Consider the following 18960-nt stretch of genomic DNA (forward strand, 5'->3'; position numbering starts at 1 on the left):
TGCAATCAAAGTTAATTCCCCGAGTTAAAATACAAACCTAATACGACCAGAGAGGGGAACACCATGTCAAACACGAACTCAATCCCGTCCGCATCTTCCGGACAAGCATCACAGTCATCATCGGGGAGCCATGCGGAGAAGCTGCTGCTTATTCTGATGGTCACCCTTATCTTGTCTGTTATGAACGCTACCATGTTCAACGTGGTGCTGCCGCAGATCCGGGATGAATTTCAACTCGCGCCTTCTCAGGTAAGCTGGGTGATGACCAGCTACTCCATACTTTATGCCATCGGCACTGTTATTTTCGGCAAGCTGTCGGATCGGTACAAGCTGAAAAATCTGATCACATTCGGACTGCTGTTTTTTGCGGGCGGCTCCATAATCGGGCTGCTGTCGGCAAACTTTTGGATGGTTATACTGGGACGCGTTCTGCAGGCTGCCGGCGCCTCCGTTATTCCTGCTATTGGAATGATCATTCCTGTCCGATACTTTAGTCCAGAGTCACGCGGCCGTGCGCTCGGGACTGTTGCAGTGGGGCTGGCTATCGGAACAGCAGCGGCCCCGATTGTCGGCGGTTTTATAGCAGGTTCATTCCACTGGCGCTTTCTGTTCGGATTGACACTGCTGGTACTTATTACACTTCCTTTTTACCGGAAATACTTGAAGGACGAGCCGCAAAACCCGACTCCAATTGATGTTATCGGAGCGGTCCTGCTGGCGGGAACGGTCGGCTCGCTTTTGCTGGCAATCACGCTTAGCAATCTGCTGCTTGCTGTCATTGGCATTGCCGTGCTGCTGTTGTTTATTTGGCGGATCAACCGGGCAGCCCATCCATTCATCCAGCCCAGCCTGATGCGCAATTCTTCCTACGTCATTGCACTGGTGATCGGATTCTTCAGTACCGCTGTCATTATCGGCATCCCTTTCCTGGCTCCGCAGCTTCTGGCTGATGTGAACGGACTGTCGCCAAGCGTCATCGGATTTGTGCTTTTTCCGGGTGCAATCTGTTCCGCCATGATCGGCAAAAAAGCGGGCAGGCTCGCAGATCAAAAGGGAAGTCCTTTCGTGGTTGCCATTGCGATGTCTTTGCTTGTCATTTGCTTTGCGCTCCTTTCCTGGGTAGCAGGTGCTCCGCCATGGATCATTTCCATCGTGCTCCTGTGTGGTAATCTGGGACAAACTTGCATGCAAATCGGCTTATCCAATACGATCTCGCGCACCTTGTCTCCTGATCAGGTCGGCATTGGGATGGGCCTGTATTCGATGAATATGTTTTTATCCGGTGCCGTATCTACGGTATTAATCGGTAAAGTGCTGGATTTTGAGCATTCCGGGTTGACACTCAATCCGCTGCGACTGTATGAGTCTGGAACAGCTTTCAGCAATATCAGTGTCATTATGGCATTGGTGGTTGCGGTGGTCGGTGTGGCATATGTCTGGCGTTTTGGAGCGGGCAAGTCAGATACAATTGGCTCCCCAAAGACAGCACAATCAGAATAATGGCTGCTCATTCAGGATATCCATTTGTTTAACTCCATTTATTTAGAAATGAAATGTATGCTTAAGTGCAAGCTAGTACTGTTATCTGACAGTGCTGGCTTCTTTTTTGTGAAGGACAAAAATTGGCGCTCTCACAAGGCTGTCACCTCAGGTTCATTCTCCGTCCGGAAACGAGCCTGTTCAGAATCGCTTCAACAACGAAGCTGTTTACTTGGACAGCAGTGATGCAACTGGCCGAGCAGGGCAAGATTAATCTCGATACGAATATCAACACCTATCTGAAGACGTTGAAAATACCCGATACTTATTCCGAGCCCATTACGATGCGACATCTTATGACCCATACGGCCGGATTTGAGGGCGGGGGAGTCGGCTATCAAATCACTACAGATCCTGAGAAATTGCCAGTTTCGATTTCGGAGACGCTTGGCAGGCACATGCCGGCACGGGTGAAGCCCCCGGGGGAGATGTCCGCCTATTCCAACTATGGAACGGCACTGGCGGGATTAATCGTCGAGGAAGTTAGCGGTCTTGCTTATAATGACTACATCCAGAAATACATCTTTAATCCTCTGGAAATGAAATATGCCACCCGAAAAGCAGATCGGCATTTTCGTCTCCTATAGCGGCGGCAATGGACTTGGGCTTGCGATTGTCAAGAAAATCGTAACCTTGCATCACGGCACAATCGAAATAGAGAGCCAGCCTGGCAAGGGTACGACAGTAACCGTTCATTTGCCTGTCCGGCAAAAGTAAGTCCATATCAGTGCAAAGGCTATGTGCGCATCAGCACATTGCTTTTTTTTGATAAACATCCATAAAATATTCAGTAAAACTTTATCAAAATAAAAAACAAAAATAACTGAAAAAATGGGTTGAAAAACCAACTTTTGTCTGGTAATATGATGTTTAAATAAATAAACAGTTAATATTTACTTGTTAAACATAGTGAAATATACTGAAAATCAAACAAAGCCCATAGCCATTTTGGGCAAGCTTTCAAGTCTTTATAGAATTTGCTCTTCAACTATCGAGAGGAGGTGAGTTCCATGTAAGGCGAATGCTTTAAATCAATTTTGTAAGCGCTAACAAGATATGACCTAAAAAGGGAGCGTGTTTATGAAGCGGACCAGAAAGTTTACAGCGATCTCACTTGCATTTCTATTAGCTTTTCTTACCTTTGGGGATATGACGAAAGTGCAGGCAGAAAGCGGAAACGAGACCCCGAATGAAATTGAAATTACAGCGGACTCAGAGCAAGTCCCGGCGAAAGAGGATGAGAGCTTGGATTTGGCACAGCTGAGAAATGGTAATGAAGCATTAAATAACACACTTGGACCTGTCCAATCTTATGAAGGCGAAGCCCCCGGCAATACGTTTACCGGCAATGCGGGAATTCATACATGCAGTGCAATTGCAGCATGCTCCGGCGGCAAGAAAATCGGCAACCTCTGGGGTGGATCGTCGGTAACATTTAATAATGTTAACGTGGCGACAGCCGGTGTTTATGTGTTGAAGCTGTTCTACATTTCTGAGGATTCACGTGCTTTAAAGCTGACTGTAAATAACGGGGAGCCGGATTTGTTTACTCCGCCAACAACACCCAACTGGGATACAATTGGCACGTTTGAACTGGAAATTGAACTGAATGCCGGAAATAACGCAATTAAGTTTGATGATAACGGGGGCTGGTCTCCGGATATTGACAAGATCGAAATTAGACCGTCCAGCAATCCGGGTCCAAACCCTGGAAATAACGGTGCAATCGGCAACATTGGACCGGTTGTAAATACACAGCAATTTGGAAGCGTTACCGTCAATAAGCATAGCAATGGTGTCGCGATTTCCAACGGCACATATACGGTAACCTACAACACCAATACCGGTCTTTCTGCTTATGACTGGAATGGAAGCCGCATTGCTACAGGTGTTTACAGTACGGTGAAGCTGGGTACGTCCGTACTGGCCAATACGGATTATACCCATCACAATTTCTCCATGAGCAGTATTGAAAGCGTTAACGATGGCCACGGCACAGGGATTAAAGTCGTCATCGAGAATAAGAAAAACGGATTGCCGACGATGAAGCAGATTTATCATGTGTATGAGAACCTGCCTTATTTTGTCGCCAGTCAGGAGGTTCAAAGCTCGTCTACGATTGAGACCAACAACATGGCACCAATCGTCATCAATGCCGCAGGCGGTGTTGATCTTGGCAGCTACGGGGATAACCGCGTGTTGATCACCCCATTCGACAATGATATGTGGTCCAGATATCAGGCCCGTTCCATGAATACGTATTTGAACGCGCACAGATATATCAGCTCTGAAGTAACAGCTATTTATGACAACAGCAGCAGAAAAGGACTTGTAGTCGGTTCAATCACTCATGATACCTGGAAAACAGGCATTTCCTGGGGCGGCTCCAACAACCGCTTGAACCAGCTGAACGTGTTTGGCGGTTTTACATCGGTCGAGCAGACCCACGATACCATTGCGCACGGTGCAATTTCGGGTACAACACTGAAGTCGCCGCAAATTTTTGTCGGGTACTATGATGACTACCGCAACGGTATGGAAGGCTATGGCCGTGCGAATGCAGCTGTGGCGCCGCCGCTTGCATTTGGACCGGATATTCCGCAAGGTGTTCCATTTGGCTGGAACAGCTGGGGTGCTTACGCCCATGAGCTGTCTTTCAGCAAAGTTGTAGATGTATCCAACTTCTTCAAAGATTACTTGCAGGATAATTCGTTCAACAATAATGGAAACGTTTACATTAATTTGGATTCCTACTGGGATTGGTTGTCTCCACAGGAGCTTGCGGATGTAGCCGATATTATTCGCGACAACGGGCAAAAGCCGGGTATTTATGATGGTCCATTTGTCTATTGGGGCGACAACATGCAGCAGACTGTAGAAGGAACGAACGGCCAGTACACCTATGGTGATATCGTCCTTAGAGACTACAGCGGCAATATCTTGCCTAAGGTAGATGGGGCATATGCGATCGACCCTACCCACCCGGGTGCAAAAATGAGAACCCAGGCGTTGTATAATCGTTTCCTTTCTCTTGGCTTTGAGTACATTAAAATCGACTTCTTGAGCCATGCATCCTTTGAAGGAAAGCACTATGACCCGAATGTGAAGACGGGAATTCAAGCTTATAACCAAGGTTTGGCATTCATTAATCAGGTGCTGGACGGCAAAATGTTCATCAGCGCCTCCATTGCGCCACTGTTCCCGAGCCAATATGCACATGCAAGACGGATCTCATGCGATATTTACGGTTCGCTTGATTCAACCGAATACCAGCTGAATAACCTGACTTATGGCTGGTGGCAAAACGGAACGATCTATCATTACACCGATCCGGATTACATGACGCTGGAAAAAGGCGGCTCCTTAAACGGCGCGCAATCCCGTGTTACAGCGGCAGCCATTTCGGGTACTGTGTTCCTGAACTCCGATAACGTTAGCAAACCGATTGCACAACAGTACATGCAAACCTTGCTGACCAATCCTCGAATTAACGAACTGGCTGCAAAAGGAAAGGCGTTCCGTCCAATTGAGGGCAATACGGGTACGGCTTCTACGGATCAGTTCATATTGAAGGACGGCAATGATTACTACCTGGCAGTATTTAACTTCACCCACTCTCCAGTTACCAAAACGGTGAATTTGGCCCGTGCAGGCATCTCTGGAGCATCCAGCTATACAGTGCAGGATCTGTGGACGAATGCAACAACACAGCATTCCGGCGGTCAACTGTCCGTTCAGCTCGGTGCTGCACAATCCAAGCTCTTTAAAATCACGCCTTAATTTCTCTGGCAGTCAAGCTGCTGAAGAGAAGAGAAGCGCCGGACATCTGTAGATGTCCGGCGCTTCTATTTGGGTAAAAGAAACATCATCAAAATGTATTTCCTCCCGTTCCGTTGTTTGAGGATGGGGAGTTATCAAGTGGTATAAATCTGTTCTCCTTTAATACCGGAACCATCGTCGTTACATCCCGCTGAGAACAATGGATAACATCTTGTTCATATCCCCGCTCACGCAATTCCCTTCCGCTTGCACAATCCCGGATCAAATCCGCCAGTTTGCTTTTAGAAGATTCGTAGGCTCCGATACAGACCTCGGCTTCGGGAGATTTGCTGCCTGACAAATGGGAGAGGATCATTCCAGCGCCCAAGTAATCTTCAATTCCGGGCCTCATCTGATCTTCATTCTCCAATCCGCCTGGCCATTTCTCGCCGCAAGGAATAACCGTAATGCTGGAACCAAGCTTAATCCTCAAGTTGTCTGCCTGTTCTGCAACAGCGGTTGCATTCAGCAGGCATCCGATGAGAAGTGCGGGGACCTTGGAAGCGATCCATGTGCAAGCTGCACCATTCAATGAGCAAAGCACGAACTTCTTTCCATTATCGGCGGGACTGAAAGATACGGGGGACAGGGAGTGGCCGCCATACATTGCGGATTCTGCCCTTCCCCATGCCATCTGGGCACCCGCGGACTTGGCATAAGCCTTCGCCTTCTCATTAATCGGGGGAGGATATGGGAATATTTCCGCTCCATAGTCCAGAGCTGTGACAACGGTGGACGAAAAGCTGAGCACGTCGACAATAATAATAATATCTCCCCGCCCAGAAGCTTCACGCGCGCCCCTTTGTCCCCATTCCAGTTTAATTTCATAGGGTGACTGATCAAAATACATTGCTTCTCTCCTTATTAGTTGCTAAAAGTCATCATATTAATATGATATAGACTATCATAAAAAGTGGGTAATATGTTAAATTTATAATTATATCTTTATATTATTTTATTTCATAGTTGTATGATGATTAAAAGTAACAAAACATATCTCATTAATAATTGGAGGTTGTCAGATGGTCCCCAAACATTTTGTATCTGCAGCAGCAATTGTATTCAATGAACATAATGATATTCTATTAATTAATTGGTGGTGTCATGGGAATGAATGAACGCTCCAAACATGTTTTTTTACTTACAGGAGAACCCCGAATCGGGAAGAGCACAATGATCAAAAATTTGATTTATGATATTGGGTCCAATCATTTTGTCGGATTTTATACAGAGGAAATACCGGGAGCAAGCGACCGGGCAGGCTTCAGATGTGTGTCCATTCAAGGGGAAGGCGTGGAACTAGCGCATGTAGACAGCACCAGCACAACCCGGATTGGAAGGTATGGAGTTCACATAGAAGCATTTGAAACATTTGCTCTGAAAGCATTGCAAAGTGCTGTGGGCTCCAGGAAAATCATCGTCATTGATGAAATTGGGTTTATGCAGATGCTATCCGATTCTTTTCAAAAAAAAGTTCAAGAAATTATTGCTGGCCATAATGTGGTTGTGGGAACTGTTCCTTTAAACAGCCATCCTGCAATAGACAAGCTCAAACATTCACAAAAAGTAAAGCTGATTGAGATCGATGCATTCAACCGTGACCGGATGTCTGAAATTCTGGTAACGGATATTTTAAATTTGATTGATAATTAATTTTCAAAAAGTCGGATTCCCGCGGGGGAGGAGAGATTGCATGATGAATTTTAAACTGGATGAAGCGATACAGGTTCTGGAGCGTACGCCGCAGACGTTGGAGCATCTTCTGTCCGGATTAGCGGATGGCTGGCTGCAATGCAATGAGGGGGAGGGAACATGGAATGCGACAGAGGTTATGGACCATCTCATTGAAGGGGAGCGGACGAACTGGATTCCCCGTTTACAGTTCATTCTTGCAGAAGGCACAGGCAAGCCATTCCCCGAATTTGACCGCTATGCACATTTGACAGAGCAGAAAGAGAAATCTATTCAGCAAAAGCTGGAGCGATTCAAGACGGTCAGGGCGGAAAGCATAAGCACTCTGAAATCACTTATAAATCCGGAGCTGCATCTTGAACATACAGGCATTCATCCTGCTTTCGGAGAAGTGAAGGCAAGAGAGTTAATTTCAACATGGGTTGCGCATGATCTTAGTCATATTGTCCAAATTGTCCGGGTAATGGCACGGAGATACAACGACGACGTGGGTCCATGGAAGGCATATCTGGGTATTTTAAACAGGGGCTGACCGTCTCCATATGGGTCAAAAAGAGGCAGTATCCTTAAGCGCTAAGCGCCGCGGATACTGCCTCTTTCTTATTTCTTCATTTGCTGTTTACCGTTATGTCTATTTGCCCTGCTGGGCAGCATCCAGCAATCGGATAATGGCGACGACTGCTTGTGCTTTCGTCAAATTCGATTGCGGGCTGAAACGATTTGCAGACACGCCTTGCAAGATGCCTTTTTCGACAAGCAACGCGATGGAAGCCTGTGCATAACCGCTGATGGCGGCTTTGTCTGTAAAGCGGTCAAGCGCGGATGTGTCAGCCGCAGCTTGCAAGCCGGCATGCTGCCAGACGCGGCCAAGGATTGCGGCCATTTCCTGTCTTGTCAGGGTAGTGTCAGGCTCGAACGAATCTGTAGTCCGGCCTTGAATGATGCCCAGTTTCTTCGCTGCGGCGATATCTCCAGCGTAAGCTGAACCGACAGGAACATCCTGGAATGGCTGCTCCGAATAATCCGGCAGTACGCCGAGACCTTTGACAATGATGGAGATGAATTCACCGCGAGTGATATCTATTGCGGCGCCAAAATTCTTTTCTGTTACACCGGTTGTCATCAGCTTGGCCGTAGCTCTCTCGACAGGCTTGCGTGCCCATTCTGCCTGTACATCCTCGTACTGGAAGAGGGATTCTAAGATCACGTAGGTGTTGCCTGTCTTCTGGCTGAATAGAACATTCAGTTTACCGTCTGTGCCTTTGGTTATTGTAGTCGGAATCGCCCGGAATTCCTTGCTGCCCGGCAAATAAAGAGCTGCCGTCAGACGGTCTGCATTCAAGGTCTTTCCATCCAGTGTAAAGCTGTGATTGAAGGCATACTTGTCACCATCAGCAATCGGTGCGTACTTGTTGTCCGTTCCAAGTGCTTCAATTTTAAGATCCAGCGCATTTGCAATCAGATTCAGACGGCTGTCCTTCGCCAGCTTTGTGATATCCGCTGTAACTGCTGTGCCAGCAGGTGCGAGCGTAATTTTAATATCAGCGGAACGGTGAATGGAAGCAGCTGGAATTGGATAAGAGGTGCCATTCCAAATTACAGTCAACGTGGCCTGGCTTCCTTTTTCGGCAAGCGCATCCGCAACTTCTTTTGGAACAAATACTTCAATGGCCGCGGACTTCGCTGCGTCATCTTTGACTGTAATGGTGTAGTTATTTTTGTCTTTATTGGCTTTAATCGTTTGAACACCGGAATTCTTCGTTACAGTCAGGCGGGAAGTATTTTGCTCCTTGGCAGTAGTGATATCCAGCTCGGTCTTGTCTTTATCCACGACAGGTCCGGATGAACCAGACGGGTAGTAGAGATTTGTGGTTGTTCCTTTCACCGTCTTGCTGGCAGGAGAGACCTCTGCAATTTGGCCATCGGTTTTGCGAATGGCAAATACATAAATATCATAAGTGGTGCCCGGTCTCAGATTATCTAATTTAAAGTGGGTTGCTGTTGTAGATCCAACATAGGCGTGATTGACGAATACTTCATAACCTGCCGCTCCGGCAACTGCATCCCATTGTGTCTGTAATTCATATGATCCTGCTGAGCGCACCGTCAGATTTGCTGGCGCTTTCAGTGCTTGCGCATTAACTTTTCCATTCGTAGGCAGATCTTGATTAAGCTGCTTGAGCAATGTGTTCTCACGGTCGCCGCTCACTTCCCAGCTCATGACTCCTGCAAGATTGAGTGTTTTGACCAGAGAGGAGCTGTACATCATGGTTGTGCGGTCGTTATAGGTGATGAACCGTTTAGTTACGGGACTGTAGAGATAGGCTACCTTTGCGGCATCATTCCAATAGCGGACATAGCCGTTTTTGCCCAAATAATTGGTGACCACATCCGTATAATCGAAAATCCCGCTTTCCCATGTACCTTTAGGGATGCTGGTGCAAGTCGCATATTGTCCCGGGGCGTTACAGCCTTCCCAGCCTTTCCCATAGAATGGAATTCCGAGAACGAGTTTATGTTCCGGAACCCCGCCATTCAGATGGCCGACTGCACCGCCTCTGACATTGCTGCGGGGCGCAGAGTTTTTCGGAAGCTTGCTGTCATAGTAGAGTGGTGAATTATGGTTGGCGAGCATTTCCCAGCTGCCGCTGAAATCATAGGTCATAATATTGATAAAGTCCAGATAAGAGACGGAATTCGCCAGATCAGCATTGACGACAAAGTTATCCCCTTGGCCGGAAGCGATGGTCAGCAAATAATATTTGTCATCCTCAGAACCAGCCGCATCGAGTGCTTCACGCACGGTTTTCATCAGCAGCGTAAAGTTTTGCTTGTCCTCCGGACGATGGATATTATGCGTTTCTCCGCCCTCTACCGGATACTCCCAGTCGATGTCAAGACCATCAAGTTTGTACTCACGCAGGTACTTGACAGCAGAGTTGGCAAATGTTCTGCGGGTAATCTCTTCGGCCGCCATGTCAGAAAAGCTCTTCGACCACGACCAGCCGCCAACAGATACCATCATTTTCAAATGCGGGTTGGCCTGCTTGATATCTGAAAATGCAGCAAAGTTGCCAGGGTCGGCTGCAGGATCGCCAATGATCATTTCGCCGTCATAAACATACCCCTTTTGCAGTGGAAGATTCTCATTTTGGCAGACATTGAGCGGATTCGTGCCTGTCTCCTTCCAGCAAATATCTGCGAAAGCATAATTGATATGAGTAACTTGGGAAACATCTACATCCTTGGGCTGAAACTTGCGGTCATGGATAGACCATTGCGTATAATAAGTAACATTCGTATAATTAGCGCCCGGCACTGCGACTACAGTATCGCTGGCGGCCGATGTCCACAGGCTATTTCGTGCAATAACGGTGTAGCTGTAGGATTTGCCTTCTGTCAAGCCGTTAGCTGTATAGCGGCTTGATTCAGATGTGCCGACAAGCTTTTCATTTTCGTAGATGTCGTATTCAGTCGCACCGGGAACCGGGGCCCAGCCAATAACGGCGGTTGTCCGGTTGGCGGTAACAACCTGGAGATCCTTGGGAGCGGGAAGCTGGCCTTTAGTAATGAGAACCGCATTGCTGTTGACGGATACTTCCTTTACACCATCTGCATCCTTCTGTGCAGCGACTTCAAATTTATAGGTTGTTCCTGAAGCACTGCCCTCAGGCCATTCAAACGTGTAACTGTTGGAGCGGTCCCAGTCTCCGCCTTTCCATTCACCATTGACATAGAAGTCGTAGGCGGTGGCACCCGGGCTCCCTGTCCATCCAAAGGTGATGCCTTTATCATTGACCTCAGATACTTTCAAATATTGTGGAGGTGCCAAAGGGGCTTCTTGATATTCGGAGGTATCTGCTAATGTGGTGAATTCTAAAATGTTGCTTTTTAACTCATTGTGCCCGTTCCAAGTAATATACACTTGATACGTAGTCTCGGCCTCGAGACCGGTAATAGCGCGGGTCCAAAGATTTCCCCATTTTATATAATCACCATTTGCATGCCAGATTTGAATATCATTGTTGTTCGGCGGATCAAGATCTGCTCCGATAAAATCCCATTCCAAAACTACCGATTTATAAGTAAGTGACCCTTCGGCAATCCGCAAGTTTTGGGGAGCCTGCAGGGTGTCTGCGGCTGGTTCAGCCTTCTCATCATCAGCTGCGTAGGATATGGATGCATTGAACATGGAGCCTAGCAGCAGGGCAACGCACAGGAGCATGCTTAGCGGGCGAAGCTGTTTTTTCCGTGTGGAGTAATGCAAGCTATTCACCTCTATTGTTATTTAGTTTCTGATAAAAAATGAAAGCGTTATATTCTTGTTGTTGTTTGAAGAAGAGCGTGTTATCCCGAAGAATGAATTAGACAGCTGTCTGATAGCAGAAATATGTAGGTTCTACTCTGTGATGCAAGTTGGTTTTTCATGAAATTCATAAAGTATGCAAATGTTGATTGAGAAGTTCGTGTGTGGCGGTAAATCTTCAGCTCGTTGAATGATAATTTAAGAGATTACAGTACGTGGAAGTGTAAGACTTGCAAGAGGTAAGCAGGGTCATGTTGAGCGGCAAGCAAGGTGATAAGACTGCTCCAGGGAATTCAGAAACTGCTGTAATGAGCCGCATATCACATCCTTTCTGTGAATAAGTTGCCAATCGTTTTCATTCAGCAGGTAAATTTGAGGGTTGCCTTAATCATAGAATAAAATGGAAGGAAGCGGAAGGGGGAAATGCAAATTTTTTGCTATAACACATATCATTTTTGATTTTTTCAATCTTATTAATGATTATTTAGAGAAAAATTTTAGAACAGCAATCATAGTTTGCTACTAATTGTTGCAGAATGCTTTCCATATACAAAATGAAATGAAACATACGATAAAGCATTGGAAAATTTCTAACCTATTAGTTTTAATCTATCCATTTGTTAATTTATTCGGGTTCGTAATACTTTTGCCCTGTTCGATGTCTCCGGCATCTGGCATTATAGGATTCAAGAGGACAACAGCAAACCACACATTTGCCGAAACCTCCTCGAATTCCTCAGGCTATTGCCATCCTTCCTTCTAAACCCACTGATATTAGGGTGGCAGCTTTCCTGAGAGCACGCAGTCAGGCTATCGCATTCCTTCCTTCTACACAAATTTCGGATTTTTAGGGATGCGAATTTCCTGATTGCCTATCGATCAGCCGGAGAGGAGGCATTCAGGTGCAGCACGCAAGCACCCGGAAACCTTTTATGATAAATTCAATTTATTTGCGCAGAAGCCGTAAACTCATCATTCAGCAAGGCAATTCCATTTTGCCGAAATTCTATATTGCAACTGCGATGAAAAATATGGAGTGCCTGGGCTTCACGTTTTCCCGGCCATTAATAGAGGCGCTGAGAACGCTGCCGACAGAAACATTTGCAATCGTATACGAGCGGATGATAGAGGATCTTAAGCGGCTTGTCGGGGCACATGTCCGCTTCAAGCCCATGTATCCGAACTTTCCGGCACAAGTTATGGAAGCTGGTGATGCCGAGCTCTATATGAATGCAAGGCACCATTATATGACCCTTAAGCTGCCCGGGCAGGAACCCGCTACAAGACCTCCAATGCGGGATCAAGCGGAACTTAAAGTGATAGAATTGGGCGATTTGGAAGATTTTAAGCGGATCATGCTAAATCTGATTCAGGCCAAAACCTCCATTTCCGAAACCGATAAAGAAGATCTGGCATGGGCAATTGCCACTATCGATGACCTAAATTTGCCGTCAGAAATTCCGCTCAAAGAGAATGTCGGCTTCGTAGTCAGCGCACTGCTTGGGGCTGGCAAGGCAGATATTAGTCTGATTCGTCCTTATTTCAAGACGGCGACTGACGTACTGAGGCTTGCTGTCTCCATGTCGGATGGGGATGTCAGTCTTGCAGAGGTTACCAGATTCAGAAACTTCAAGCGGACGGAAAGACGGCTGCTGCTGCAATTGCTTGAGCAATGCGGCAATATTGCAGAGGATATGCTCCGGTACAAAAATCGCTGGCTTCGTCTTGGGGAGAGGCTTCACCCCGGAGAATACAAGACTCAGTATCCGAAATGTCTGGAAGCCTTTGATATTTTACGCAATAGCAAACCGTATGAAACGTTTGGCGCCATGCTTGAGCTGTCTCTGCAATATGAGGACACAGACTTTGCCATGAATTTGCTGGTAACCCGCCCTGGCGAATTTGCCCGGCGTTTGGATCATCTGCTCCGGCTGCATCCGGATTACGAGCAGGTCATTGCCAGGTTTGGTGAGGCAGTTGACCAGGTATCCACTCCTGTTTTGCTGCAGGTGATGACGCATTTTAAGCACCGGAATGAGCACGGGGACTTGCGGACGTTTTTCCCTAAAGGAAATGTATCCAAAGCTTTTGCTGCGCTAAACAGACTTCCCCGGATTGATAAAAGTGCCTGCGACGCAATTGTACACTTGTGTCAACGTATTTTAATGGAACGCTTCTCGGCACTACCGCCTCTTGGAAAAGTGTATATTGATGAGCAATTGAAGAACTATGTTGTCCCGTTCTCGCAGCGGTCGGCCGGCAAATCGCTGCGGACCATCGTTCGGGGGAGCCGGGTACCGATGCCGGAAGGAGATACCATCCGTTTTTTCCTGTGGTGGAAGGAAGGGACTGTCAACGGGGAGGATACCGGAAGGGTGGATATCGATCTGTCGGCTGTCATGTATGATGGCAATTGGGATTATATGGAGCACATTTCCTATACAAATTTGCGCTCGGCGAAATACAAGGCTGCGCACAGCGGCGATATTACGTCAGCACCCCATGGTGCCTGTGAGTTTATTGATATTGACATTCCTTCTGTACTTAAGTACGGTGGAAGATACGTAGTCGCTTCACTGAATTCCTTTACGGAACAGCCCTACTGCAATTTGCCGGAATGCTTTGCCGGATGGATGATACGCAAGAGTCCGGGCTCCGGGGAGGTATTCGAGCCCTCGCTGGTTGCAGATAAAATCGATGTGGCGGCGGATACAAGAATCTCAATTCCGGTCATTCTGGATTTGCAGAACCGCATGGTTATCTGGTGCGATCTGGCACTGAAGAACCATCCGAATTATTATAATAATATAGAGAGCAACCGTGGCGGCATGGCACTGATGGGAAAAGCGATGGTGTCCTTGATCAAGCCCGATTTGTATGAATTGCTGCTGCTTCATGCCACGGCCAGAGGCGAATTGGCAGAGCGGCCGGAGCTCGCCGATCAGGTCTTTTCCCCGCATGAGGGTATAACCCCATTCGATATCGACAGGATAATGGCGGAATTTATTGCCTAACTTGTAACCATGTTAACTACGATAAGCAGAGGGGGCTGAATGAAATGGAGTATCCATTTATCAAGCCAAATAATCATTAAGGCGGCTATCGTCATTCAGGCATGAGGCTGCCAACTATATAGACAGGTGGTTAAAGATGCCAAGTATGAGTTTTGAAGTTGTGGAGCGCTGTCCGACTGTTGCTGAACATCAGACTTTATGGGAAGCAGCAGGATGGGGGGACGTGGATACACTCGTGACAGAGAGGTCATTAATGAACAGCGTGTATGGAGTCGTAGCGGTCTGTGATGGAGTGACAGTCGGTATGGGGCGCATTGTGGGAGATGGCGCCATGTATTATTATATTCAGGATGTTGCCGTGCTACCTAATTACCGGCAGATGGGTATCGGCAAGCGGATTATGGAGAACCTCCTCCAGTATATCCGGCATCGCGCAATGGGCTCCCCGTTTGTGGGCTTGTTTGCCTCCCAGGGCAAGGAAGCATTTTATGAACAGTTTGGCTTTAAAAATTACGCTCCCGGCATGACCGGAATGTTTACGGTCATGAATAAATAACGAAAAGACGGCGACTAGATGATAGGCTCGCCGTCTTTTCGTTTGGAATCCGTCTATCTGTTTATAGCAAAATATCTGCAAGCTCTGTTACATGGTCAACGATATATGTAGGGGAAGCCTGCTGCAGCTCCTCCAGAGGGCCGTAACCGTAAAGTACGCCAATCGAATGAATTCCAGTGTTGTTCGCCCCGACAATGTCATGCTTCCGGTCGCCGATCATAATAAAGTCCCTCTTATCGTAAGACTTCATCTCTCCCAGGATATGGCTTATGATTTCTGTCTTGGCTACCCGTGTTCCATCCAGATTGCTGCCAATAATCAGATCGAAATAATGATCAATCGAAAAGTATTTCAATATCTGTTCGGCAAACACAGTCGGCTTCGACGTTGCCACAACAAGTACCTTTCCTGCCGCATTTAGCTGCTCCAACAGCTTCGGAATATCAGGGAAGAGGATATTTTCGTACATTCCCTTCTCTTTGAAGCGTTCCCTGTAATAAGCAATGCCTCGTTTGCACTGTTCCTCATTGAACCCATAAAATTTCTTGAATGACTCGTCTAGCGGCGGGCCGATAAAGGGCTCGAGCTTGTCCAGATCGGGTTCGTAAATTCCGAATTTTTCCAGTGCATACTGCACGCTTTTCGTAATCCCGATTTTAGGGTCAGACAAGGTTCCGTCCAGGTCGAATAAAATAACGTTGTAGCTGCTCATGGGTGAATCTCCTTTTTGATGATTTGCCGTATATTTATCTTGCTGTTATGCAAGAAGATCCCTAATAATATTCCGCCCCAAGCACTGAAATCCTCTTTTACCAGGCAATTTCTTCCGGTGTAAAACGGCTAATCGGCTAGCTACTGCATATGATTTAAAATGGACACTGCGGCTTGGTTATCCCATTGTGAAAATAGCCCGTTCGAGGGATTTGAGATGAGCAAGGATTCATTATAATGAATGAAGTTTAATCGATGTCCTTACGACTAAAGGGAGGGATGAAATGAAGGTTGCAAACCGGTTATGTACAATCTTGATCCTAAGTGTAATGCTCGTTTGGCTGGCTATGCCTGTCGACTCCGTATTCGCAGACGGGCATAGCCAGCACGGTGCAGTGTCATCGTCCGGCAGTAATGATACAGCAGAGCAAGTGTTGTACGTTGGCTCGCTGCTCCTGGTTGCACTGGGCAGCTATTATTTCATTATCCGTATCCGCGGAAATAAAGAATATATGTCCGTAATGACTGGAATGATGGCTGCTATGGCTACGGCAATGGCGGGAGGCCTTGTAGCAGGAACGGTGCTCGGCATTATGCTGGCTACGATGATGCTGTCCAGTGTTATCGGAATATTGATCGGGCTTGTCATCGGATTTTTGGCTGGTCGTCCTCTCGGAGCTTTGGCCGTAATGGATGGCATTCTATCGGGTGTTATGGGCGGCATGATGGGGGCCATGCTTGGCGTTATGGTGATTGGCGACCATCCGGTAATCATGGTTCTGTTTATGGATGCTGTCTATATTATCATTCTGATTGCACTATACAATATGCTGCGCAGCGATGTTAGGCATGCTTTAACATTATCATCACAACCGGAAAGAACCCGTATACATGACTAGAGGCGAGTCTTTAAACCGCCCCTTTTGGAGGCGGCACTTTTATGCAGGGCTGTTCATTACATTATCCATTACCGGAATTGCCTACTTGTTCAAGGGCCGATTCTGGGGCTTGCGTATGTGGCTGATTCGCAGGCCAAAAGGGAAATGGAGCGCTCCTCCGAAACAAAAGCCTGGCAAGGCTATCATTTCGTTTGCTATTATGCCGCTGTTCGGGATATCTGTCCTCGCCATTGCCATTTTGGAATTTATACTTTATGTGTTCCGTACACGGGATAAACTGCTCTATATATCGAAAAAATCCGGCAGCTGCCGGATTTTTTTTGGTATGAAGCATTAAGTTCATAGGGACAAGCTGCTTAGGGCTAGTGCGTTCGGGATGAAGTTCAGGGACAAAGAGTATCTTCCGAGACGCCTAATCTATTTCGAGATAATAATGAAATAGACAGGTTGAAGTCATTTTGTTACAGTTAACAAGGTTATATTTTACATTATCTATGGGGGGACGAAAGATGGAAAGAATAGAGCTTGCAAAAGAAATATTCAAGACCGCGCATCTCACCGGTACATTCAAGCTAAGATCAGGCAAGGAATCGGATCACTATTTTGATAAATACTTGTTTGAATCCAATCCACGGCTGCTGGCTGCCATAGCTGACCATCTCATTCCCCATATTCCGCAGAATACTGAAATATTAGCCGGTTTAGAAATGGGCGGCATTCCGGTTGCGACTGCGTTATCTCTTCGGACAGGATTGCCCGTTGTATTCGTCAGAAAGAAGGCAAAAGCGTACGGAACCTGCAAGCTGGCAGAAGGGGCAGCTATTGGCGGCAAAAATGTCACCATTATCGAAGATGTCGTGACAACCGGTGGACAAATTCTGCTGAGTGCAGCCGACCTGAAGACGTATAGCGCGAACGTCAACGATGTGATTGCTGTAATTGAAAGGGAGCAAGCAGGGAGAACCAACCTGGAGGATGCCGGCTTGTCGTTCCATTCTTTGTTCAAAATGGAAGAATTGCTTCTGGCATCGCAGACAAATTAAAATATAGCGGGAAAAGGAGGGGGAAATCATACACGTGCGAAAGTTCCAATCCTCAGATACTGCCCTGTTGGTTAACCTCTTCTATGAAACGGTTCATACTGTAAATGCAAAAGATTATTCAATAAAACAACTGGATGCGTGGGCGCCTGAAGATGAAAAAGAATTGAAAATAGCTTATTGGGAGGAAGCTTTGAGCCAAAACCAATCCCAATTGGCCAAACGAAGAGGGATTCTGCTGGTTAATTTTAAAATGGTTAAGAAGTTGCGGAGTCTGTTTTAAAAGATGAGAGCTTTCAATCGGGGGAAGCTCTTGGGCTGTAGAAAAAACAGAGTTTTCCGGGTTTTATAGTATGAAATAGCGAAATCAGCAGAAATTTGAAGTGGACAAAAACAAGGAATTAGGACCTGATATCTATTTACTAAAAATGTAAAAAATCATAATATTATCTAGGAGATCGGCCGATCCCAAATTGAACTGATTATGGGAGGAATTTATTATATCATGAAAAAGACAATGAATAAATTTTTTGCCGCAATTACCATGCTGGCTCTTGTTGCAGTTCTTCTGCTTCCTGCCAGCGCCAATGCTGCATATGTCCCGTACACATATTCGAGTCCAGGAAACCCAGTTAATTTGTATGTTGGTGACTGGTCCTTTCCTGTCTTGGCGCCTGGAGATACACATTATTTCAAATTCCAAAATCAAACGGGCGTAACCCGAAATCTCACATTTATTGTTCAAAGTCCAGCCGGGGTAAACTATGTGCCTTTCTCTATATCCGGCAGCGGTATTTTATCAGTTAACCCGGTCCAAACAGAATTTGGACTTTACCGTTACGAGTATGTCATTTTGCCGAATGCTGTTCTCGATATTCAAGTGAAGTCATTTAGCGGTTATTCATCCAGTTCTTATTTTATAGTTACGCAATAGTAATATAGAAGCCCAAGCCAAGCCCTCCGATTATGGAGGGCTTATTTAATGTGCGCCCGACATGGGCATTAATCTTTCTTTCTACTCATTCACAAAAATCCTTGACAAACGTCTGTGAAAACGTCACTCTAATTGTGCTATGAAAATGTCACTTGTTCAAATGAAGGCCTCTGTTACCAGAAGGCCTCTGGATAGCTATTGTGCTGCGAATACATGGCATCTTGGAACGAACGATGTTTTGTGTTACGCTTAGTGATGTTGTTGTCATACGTGGTTTTCCACGGATGATCTTTGGCGGGTTTGCGTGGCTGCGCAGAACCCGTCTTTTCTTTTGGGGTGAGAACGGGATCACGGCTTGGACGGTCCGTCGCTTGGAGCGCAAACGCCTGTCCGTACATCCAGAGCAATACCTCACCTTCCAGCGTTTCGCGTACCTCCACGGTTGTCTTG

Annotated in this window: 15 protein-coding genes and 2 pseudogenes; 13 read left to right on the forward strand and 4 right to left on the reverse strand. The window is 46.6% G+C overall.

Translation table 11 applies throughout. The annotated features are described in order from the left end of the window. The first annotated feature begins 63 nt into the window (after positions 1-63). The 4 genes and pseudogenes from H583_RS0112830 (at position 64) to H583_RS32755 (ending at position 5319) form a co-directional block, all read left to right on the forward strand. A complete protein-coding gene (locus H583_RS0112830) occupies positions 64-1500 on the forward strand; it encodes an MFS transporter (RefSeq protein ID WP_081667189.1) in 1437 nt (478 codons plus the stop codon). A 122-nt stretch (positions 1501-1622) separates the two neighbouring features. Further along, positions 1623-2126 (forward strand): serine hydrolase domain-containing protein, encoded by a 504-nt coding sequence (locus H583_RS0112835; protein WP_028560831.1) that lies wholly within the window; start codon positions 1623-1625, stop codon positions 2124-2126. Then, positions 2125-2256: pseudogene (locus tag H583_RS36120) on the forward strand (ATP-binding protein); the annotation flags it as partial. The gene H583_RS0112835 and the pseudogene H583_RS36120, both read left to right, overlap by 2 nt. A 363-nt stretch (positions 2257-2619) precedes the next feature. Beyond that, positions 2620-5319 carry a carbohydrate-binding protein gene (locus tag H583_RS32755; RefSeq protein WP_051236393.1) on the forward strand — a complete coding sequence of 900 codons (2700 nt, stop codon included), beginning with the start codon at positions 2620-2622 and terminating at the stop codon, positions 5317-5319. 88 nt (positions 5320-5407) lie between these two features. Here H583_RS32755 and H583_RS32760 read toward each other — a convergent pair whose 3' ends face one another. Next, positions 5408-6208 carry a 2-phosphosulfolactate phosphatase gene (locus H583_RS32760; RefSeq protein WP_051236395.1) on the reverse strand — a complete coding sequence of 267 codons (801 nt, stop codon included), beginning with the start codon at positions 6206-6208 and terminating at the stop codon, positions 5408-5410. Between the two features lie 260 nt (positions 6209-6468). Here H583_RS32760 and H583_RS32765 point away from each other — a divergent pair, with 260 nt between their 5' ends. Both H583_RS32765 and H583_RS0112855 read left to right on the forward strand, forming a co-directional pair. Beyond that, a complete protein-coding gene (locus tag H583_RS32765) occupies positions 6469-7011 on the forward strand; it encodes a nucleoside-triphosphatase (protein ID WP_036709486.1) in 543 nt (180 codons plus the stop codon). A 43-nt stretch (positions 7012-7054) separates the two neighbouring features. Then, the gene (locus H583_RS0112855; protein WP_028560832.1) at positions 7055-7582 is read left to right on the forward strand and encodes a DinB family protein; all 528 of its coding nucleotides are present in this window, start codon (positions 7055-7057) and stop codon (positions 7580-7582) included. A gap of 99 nt (positions 7583-7681) precedes the next feature. Here the strand turns inward: H583_RS0112855 and H583_RS0112860 are convergent, their stop codons facing one another. Next, entirely contained in the window at positions 7682-11317 is a 3636-nt protein-coding gene (locus H583_RS0112860; RefSeq protein WP_028560833.1) for a glycosyl hydrolase family 18 protein, read from the reverse strand. Positions 11318-12288: 971 nt separating this feature from the next. Between H583_RS0112860 and H583_RS0112870 the strand changes: the two genes are divergently transcribed. After that, positions 12289-14370, forward strand: coding sequence for a TerD family protein (locus tag H583_RS0112870; protein ID WP_028560834.1), 2082 nt, complete (start codon positions 12289-12291; stop codon positions 14368-14370). A gap of 136 nt (positions 14371-14506) precedes the next feature. Then, a complete protein-coding gene (locus H583_RS0112875; RefSeq protein WP_081667193.1) occupies positions 14507-14926 on the forward strand; it encodes a GNAT family N-acetyltransferase in 420 nt (139 codons plus the stop codon). A 61-nt stretch (positions 14927-14987) separates the two neighbouring features. On the opposite strand, the gene H583_RS0112880 is transcribed toward H583_RS0112875, so the two are convergent. After that, entirely contained in the window at positions 14988-15638 is a 651-nt protein-coding gene (locus H583_RS0112880) for an HAD family hydrolase (protein ID WP_028560836.1), read from the reverse strand. Between the two features lie 283 nt (positions 15639-15921). On the opposite strand from H583_RS0112880, the gene H583_RS35315 reads away from it, so the two are divergent. The 5 genes from H583_RS35315 to H583_RS0112905 all read left to right on the forward strand — a co-directional run bounded on the left by H583_RS35315 (position 15922) and on the right by H583_RS0112905 (position 18510). Beyond that, positions 15922-16536: a hypothetical protein gene (locus tag H583_RS35315; RefSeq protein WP_051236396.1), complete on the forward strand. Its 615-nt coding sequence runs from the start codon at positions 15922-15924 to the stop codon at positions 16534-16536. Further along, positions 16529-16873 carry a hypothetical protein gene (locus H583_RS0112890; protein ID WP_028560837.1) on the forward strand — a complete coding sequence of 115 codons (345 nt, stop codon included), beginning with the start codon at positions 16529-16531 and terminating at the stop codon, positions 16871-16873. Before H583_RS35315 ends, H583_RS0112890 begins: the two co-directional genes overlap by 8 nt. A gap of 172 nt (positions 16874-17045) precedes the next feature. Continuing rightward, positions 17046-17579 (forward strand): orotate phosphoribosyltransferase, encoded by a 534-nt coding sequence (pyrE, locus tag H583_RS0112895; protein ID WP_028560838.1) that lies wholly within the window; start codon positions 17046-17048, stop codon positions 17577-17579. A gap of 34 nt (positions 17580-17613) precedes the next feature. Further along, entirely contained in the window at positions 17614-17859 is a 246-nt protein-coding gene (locus tag H583_RS32775) for a GNAT family protein (protein ID WP_051236398.1), read from the forward strand. 222 nt (positions 17860-18081) lie between these two features. Further along, positions 18082-18510, forward strand: coding sequence for a hypothetical protein (locus tag H583_RS0112905; protein ID WP_154665876.1), 429 nt, complete (start codon positions 18082-18084; stop codon positions 18508-18510). Positions 18511-18683: 173 nt separating this feature from the next. Here H583_RS0112905 and H583_RS37025 read toward each other — a convergent pair. Next, positions 18684-18960 (reverse strand): annotated as a pseudogene (locus H583_RS37025) (ISNCY family transposase); the annotation flags it as partial.

The sequence above is a fragment of the Paenibacillus pinihumi DSM 23905 = JCM 16419 genome, assembly GCF_000422505.1.
GTDB classification, from domain to species: domain Bacteria; phylum Bacillota; class Bacilli; order Paenibacillales; family Paenibacillaceae; genus Paenibacillus_D; species Paenibacillus_D pinihumi.

Excerpts from the sequence above, each read along its gene's own strand:
- pyrE (WP_028560838.1), top strand. The coding sequence starts at position 17,046 with ATGGAAAGAATAGAGCTTGCAAAAGAAATATTCAAGACCGCGCATCTC.
- H583_RS35315 (WP_051236396.1), top strand. The coding sequence starts at position 15,922 with ATGAAGGTTGCAAACCGGTTATGTACAATCTTGATCCTAAGTGTAATG.
- H583_RS32765 (WP_036709486.1), top strand. The coding sequence starts at position 6,469 with ATGAATGAACGCTCCAAACATGTTTTTTTACTTACAGGAGAACCCCGA.
- H583_RS32755 (WP_051236393.1), top strand. The coding sequence starts at position 2,620 with ATGAAGCGGACCAGAAAGTTTACAGCGATCTCACTTGCATTTCTATTA.
- H583_RS0112870 (WP_028560834.1), top strand. The coding sequence starts at position 12,289 with ATGATAAATTCAATTTATTTGCGCAGAAGCCGTAAACTCATCATTCAG.
- H583_RS32760 (WP_051236395.1), bottom strand. The coding sequence starts at position 6,208 with ATGTATTTTGATCAGTCACCCTATGAAATTAAACTGGAATGGGGACAA.
- H583_RS0112875 (WP_081667193.1), top strand. The coding sequence starts at position 14,507 with ATGCCAAGTATGAGTTTTGAAGTTGTGGAGCGCTGTCCGACTGTTGCT.
- H583_RS0112855 (WP_028560832.1), top strand. The coding sequence starts at position 7,055 with ATGAATTTTAAACTGGATGAAGCGATACAGGTTCTGGAGCGTACGCCG.
- H583_RS0112890 (WP_028560837.1), top strand. The coding sequence starts at position 16,529 with ATGACTAGAGGCGAGTCTTTAAACCGCCCCTTTTGGAGGCGGCACTTT.
- H583_RS0112905 (WP_154665876.1), top strand. The coding sequence starts at position 18,082 with ATGAAAAAGACAATGAATAAATTTTTTGCCGCAATTACCATGCTGGCT.
- H583_RS0112880 (WP_028560836.1), bottom strand. The coding sequence starts at position 15,638 with ATGAGCAGCTACAACGTTATTTTATTCGACCTGGACGGAACCTTGTCT.
- H583_RS0112830 (WP_081667189.1), top strand. The coding sequence starts at position 64 with ATGTCAAACACGAACTCAATCCCGTCCGCATCTTCCGGACAAGCATCA.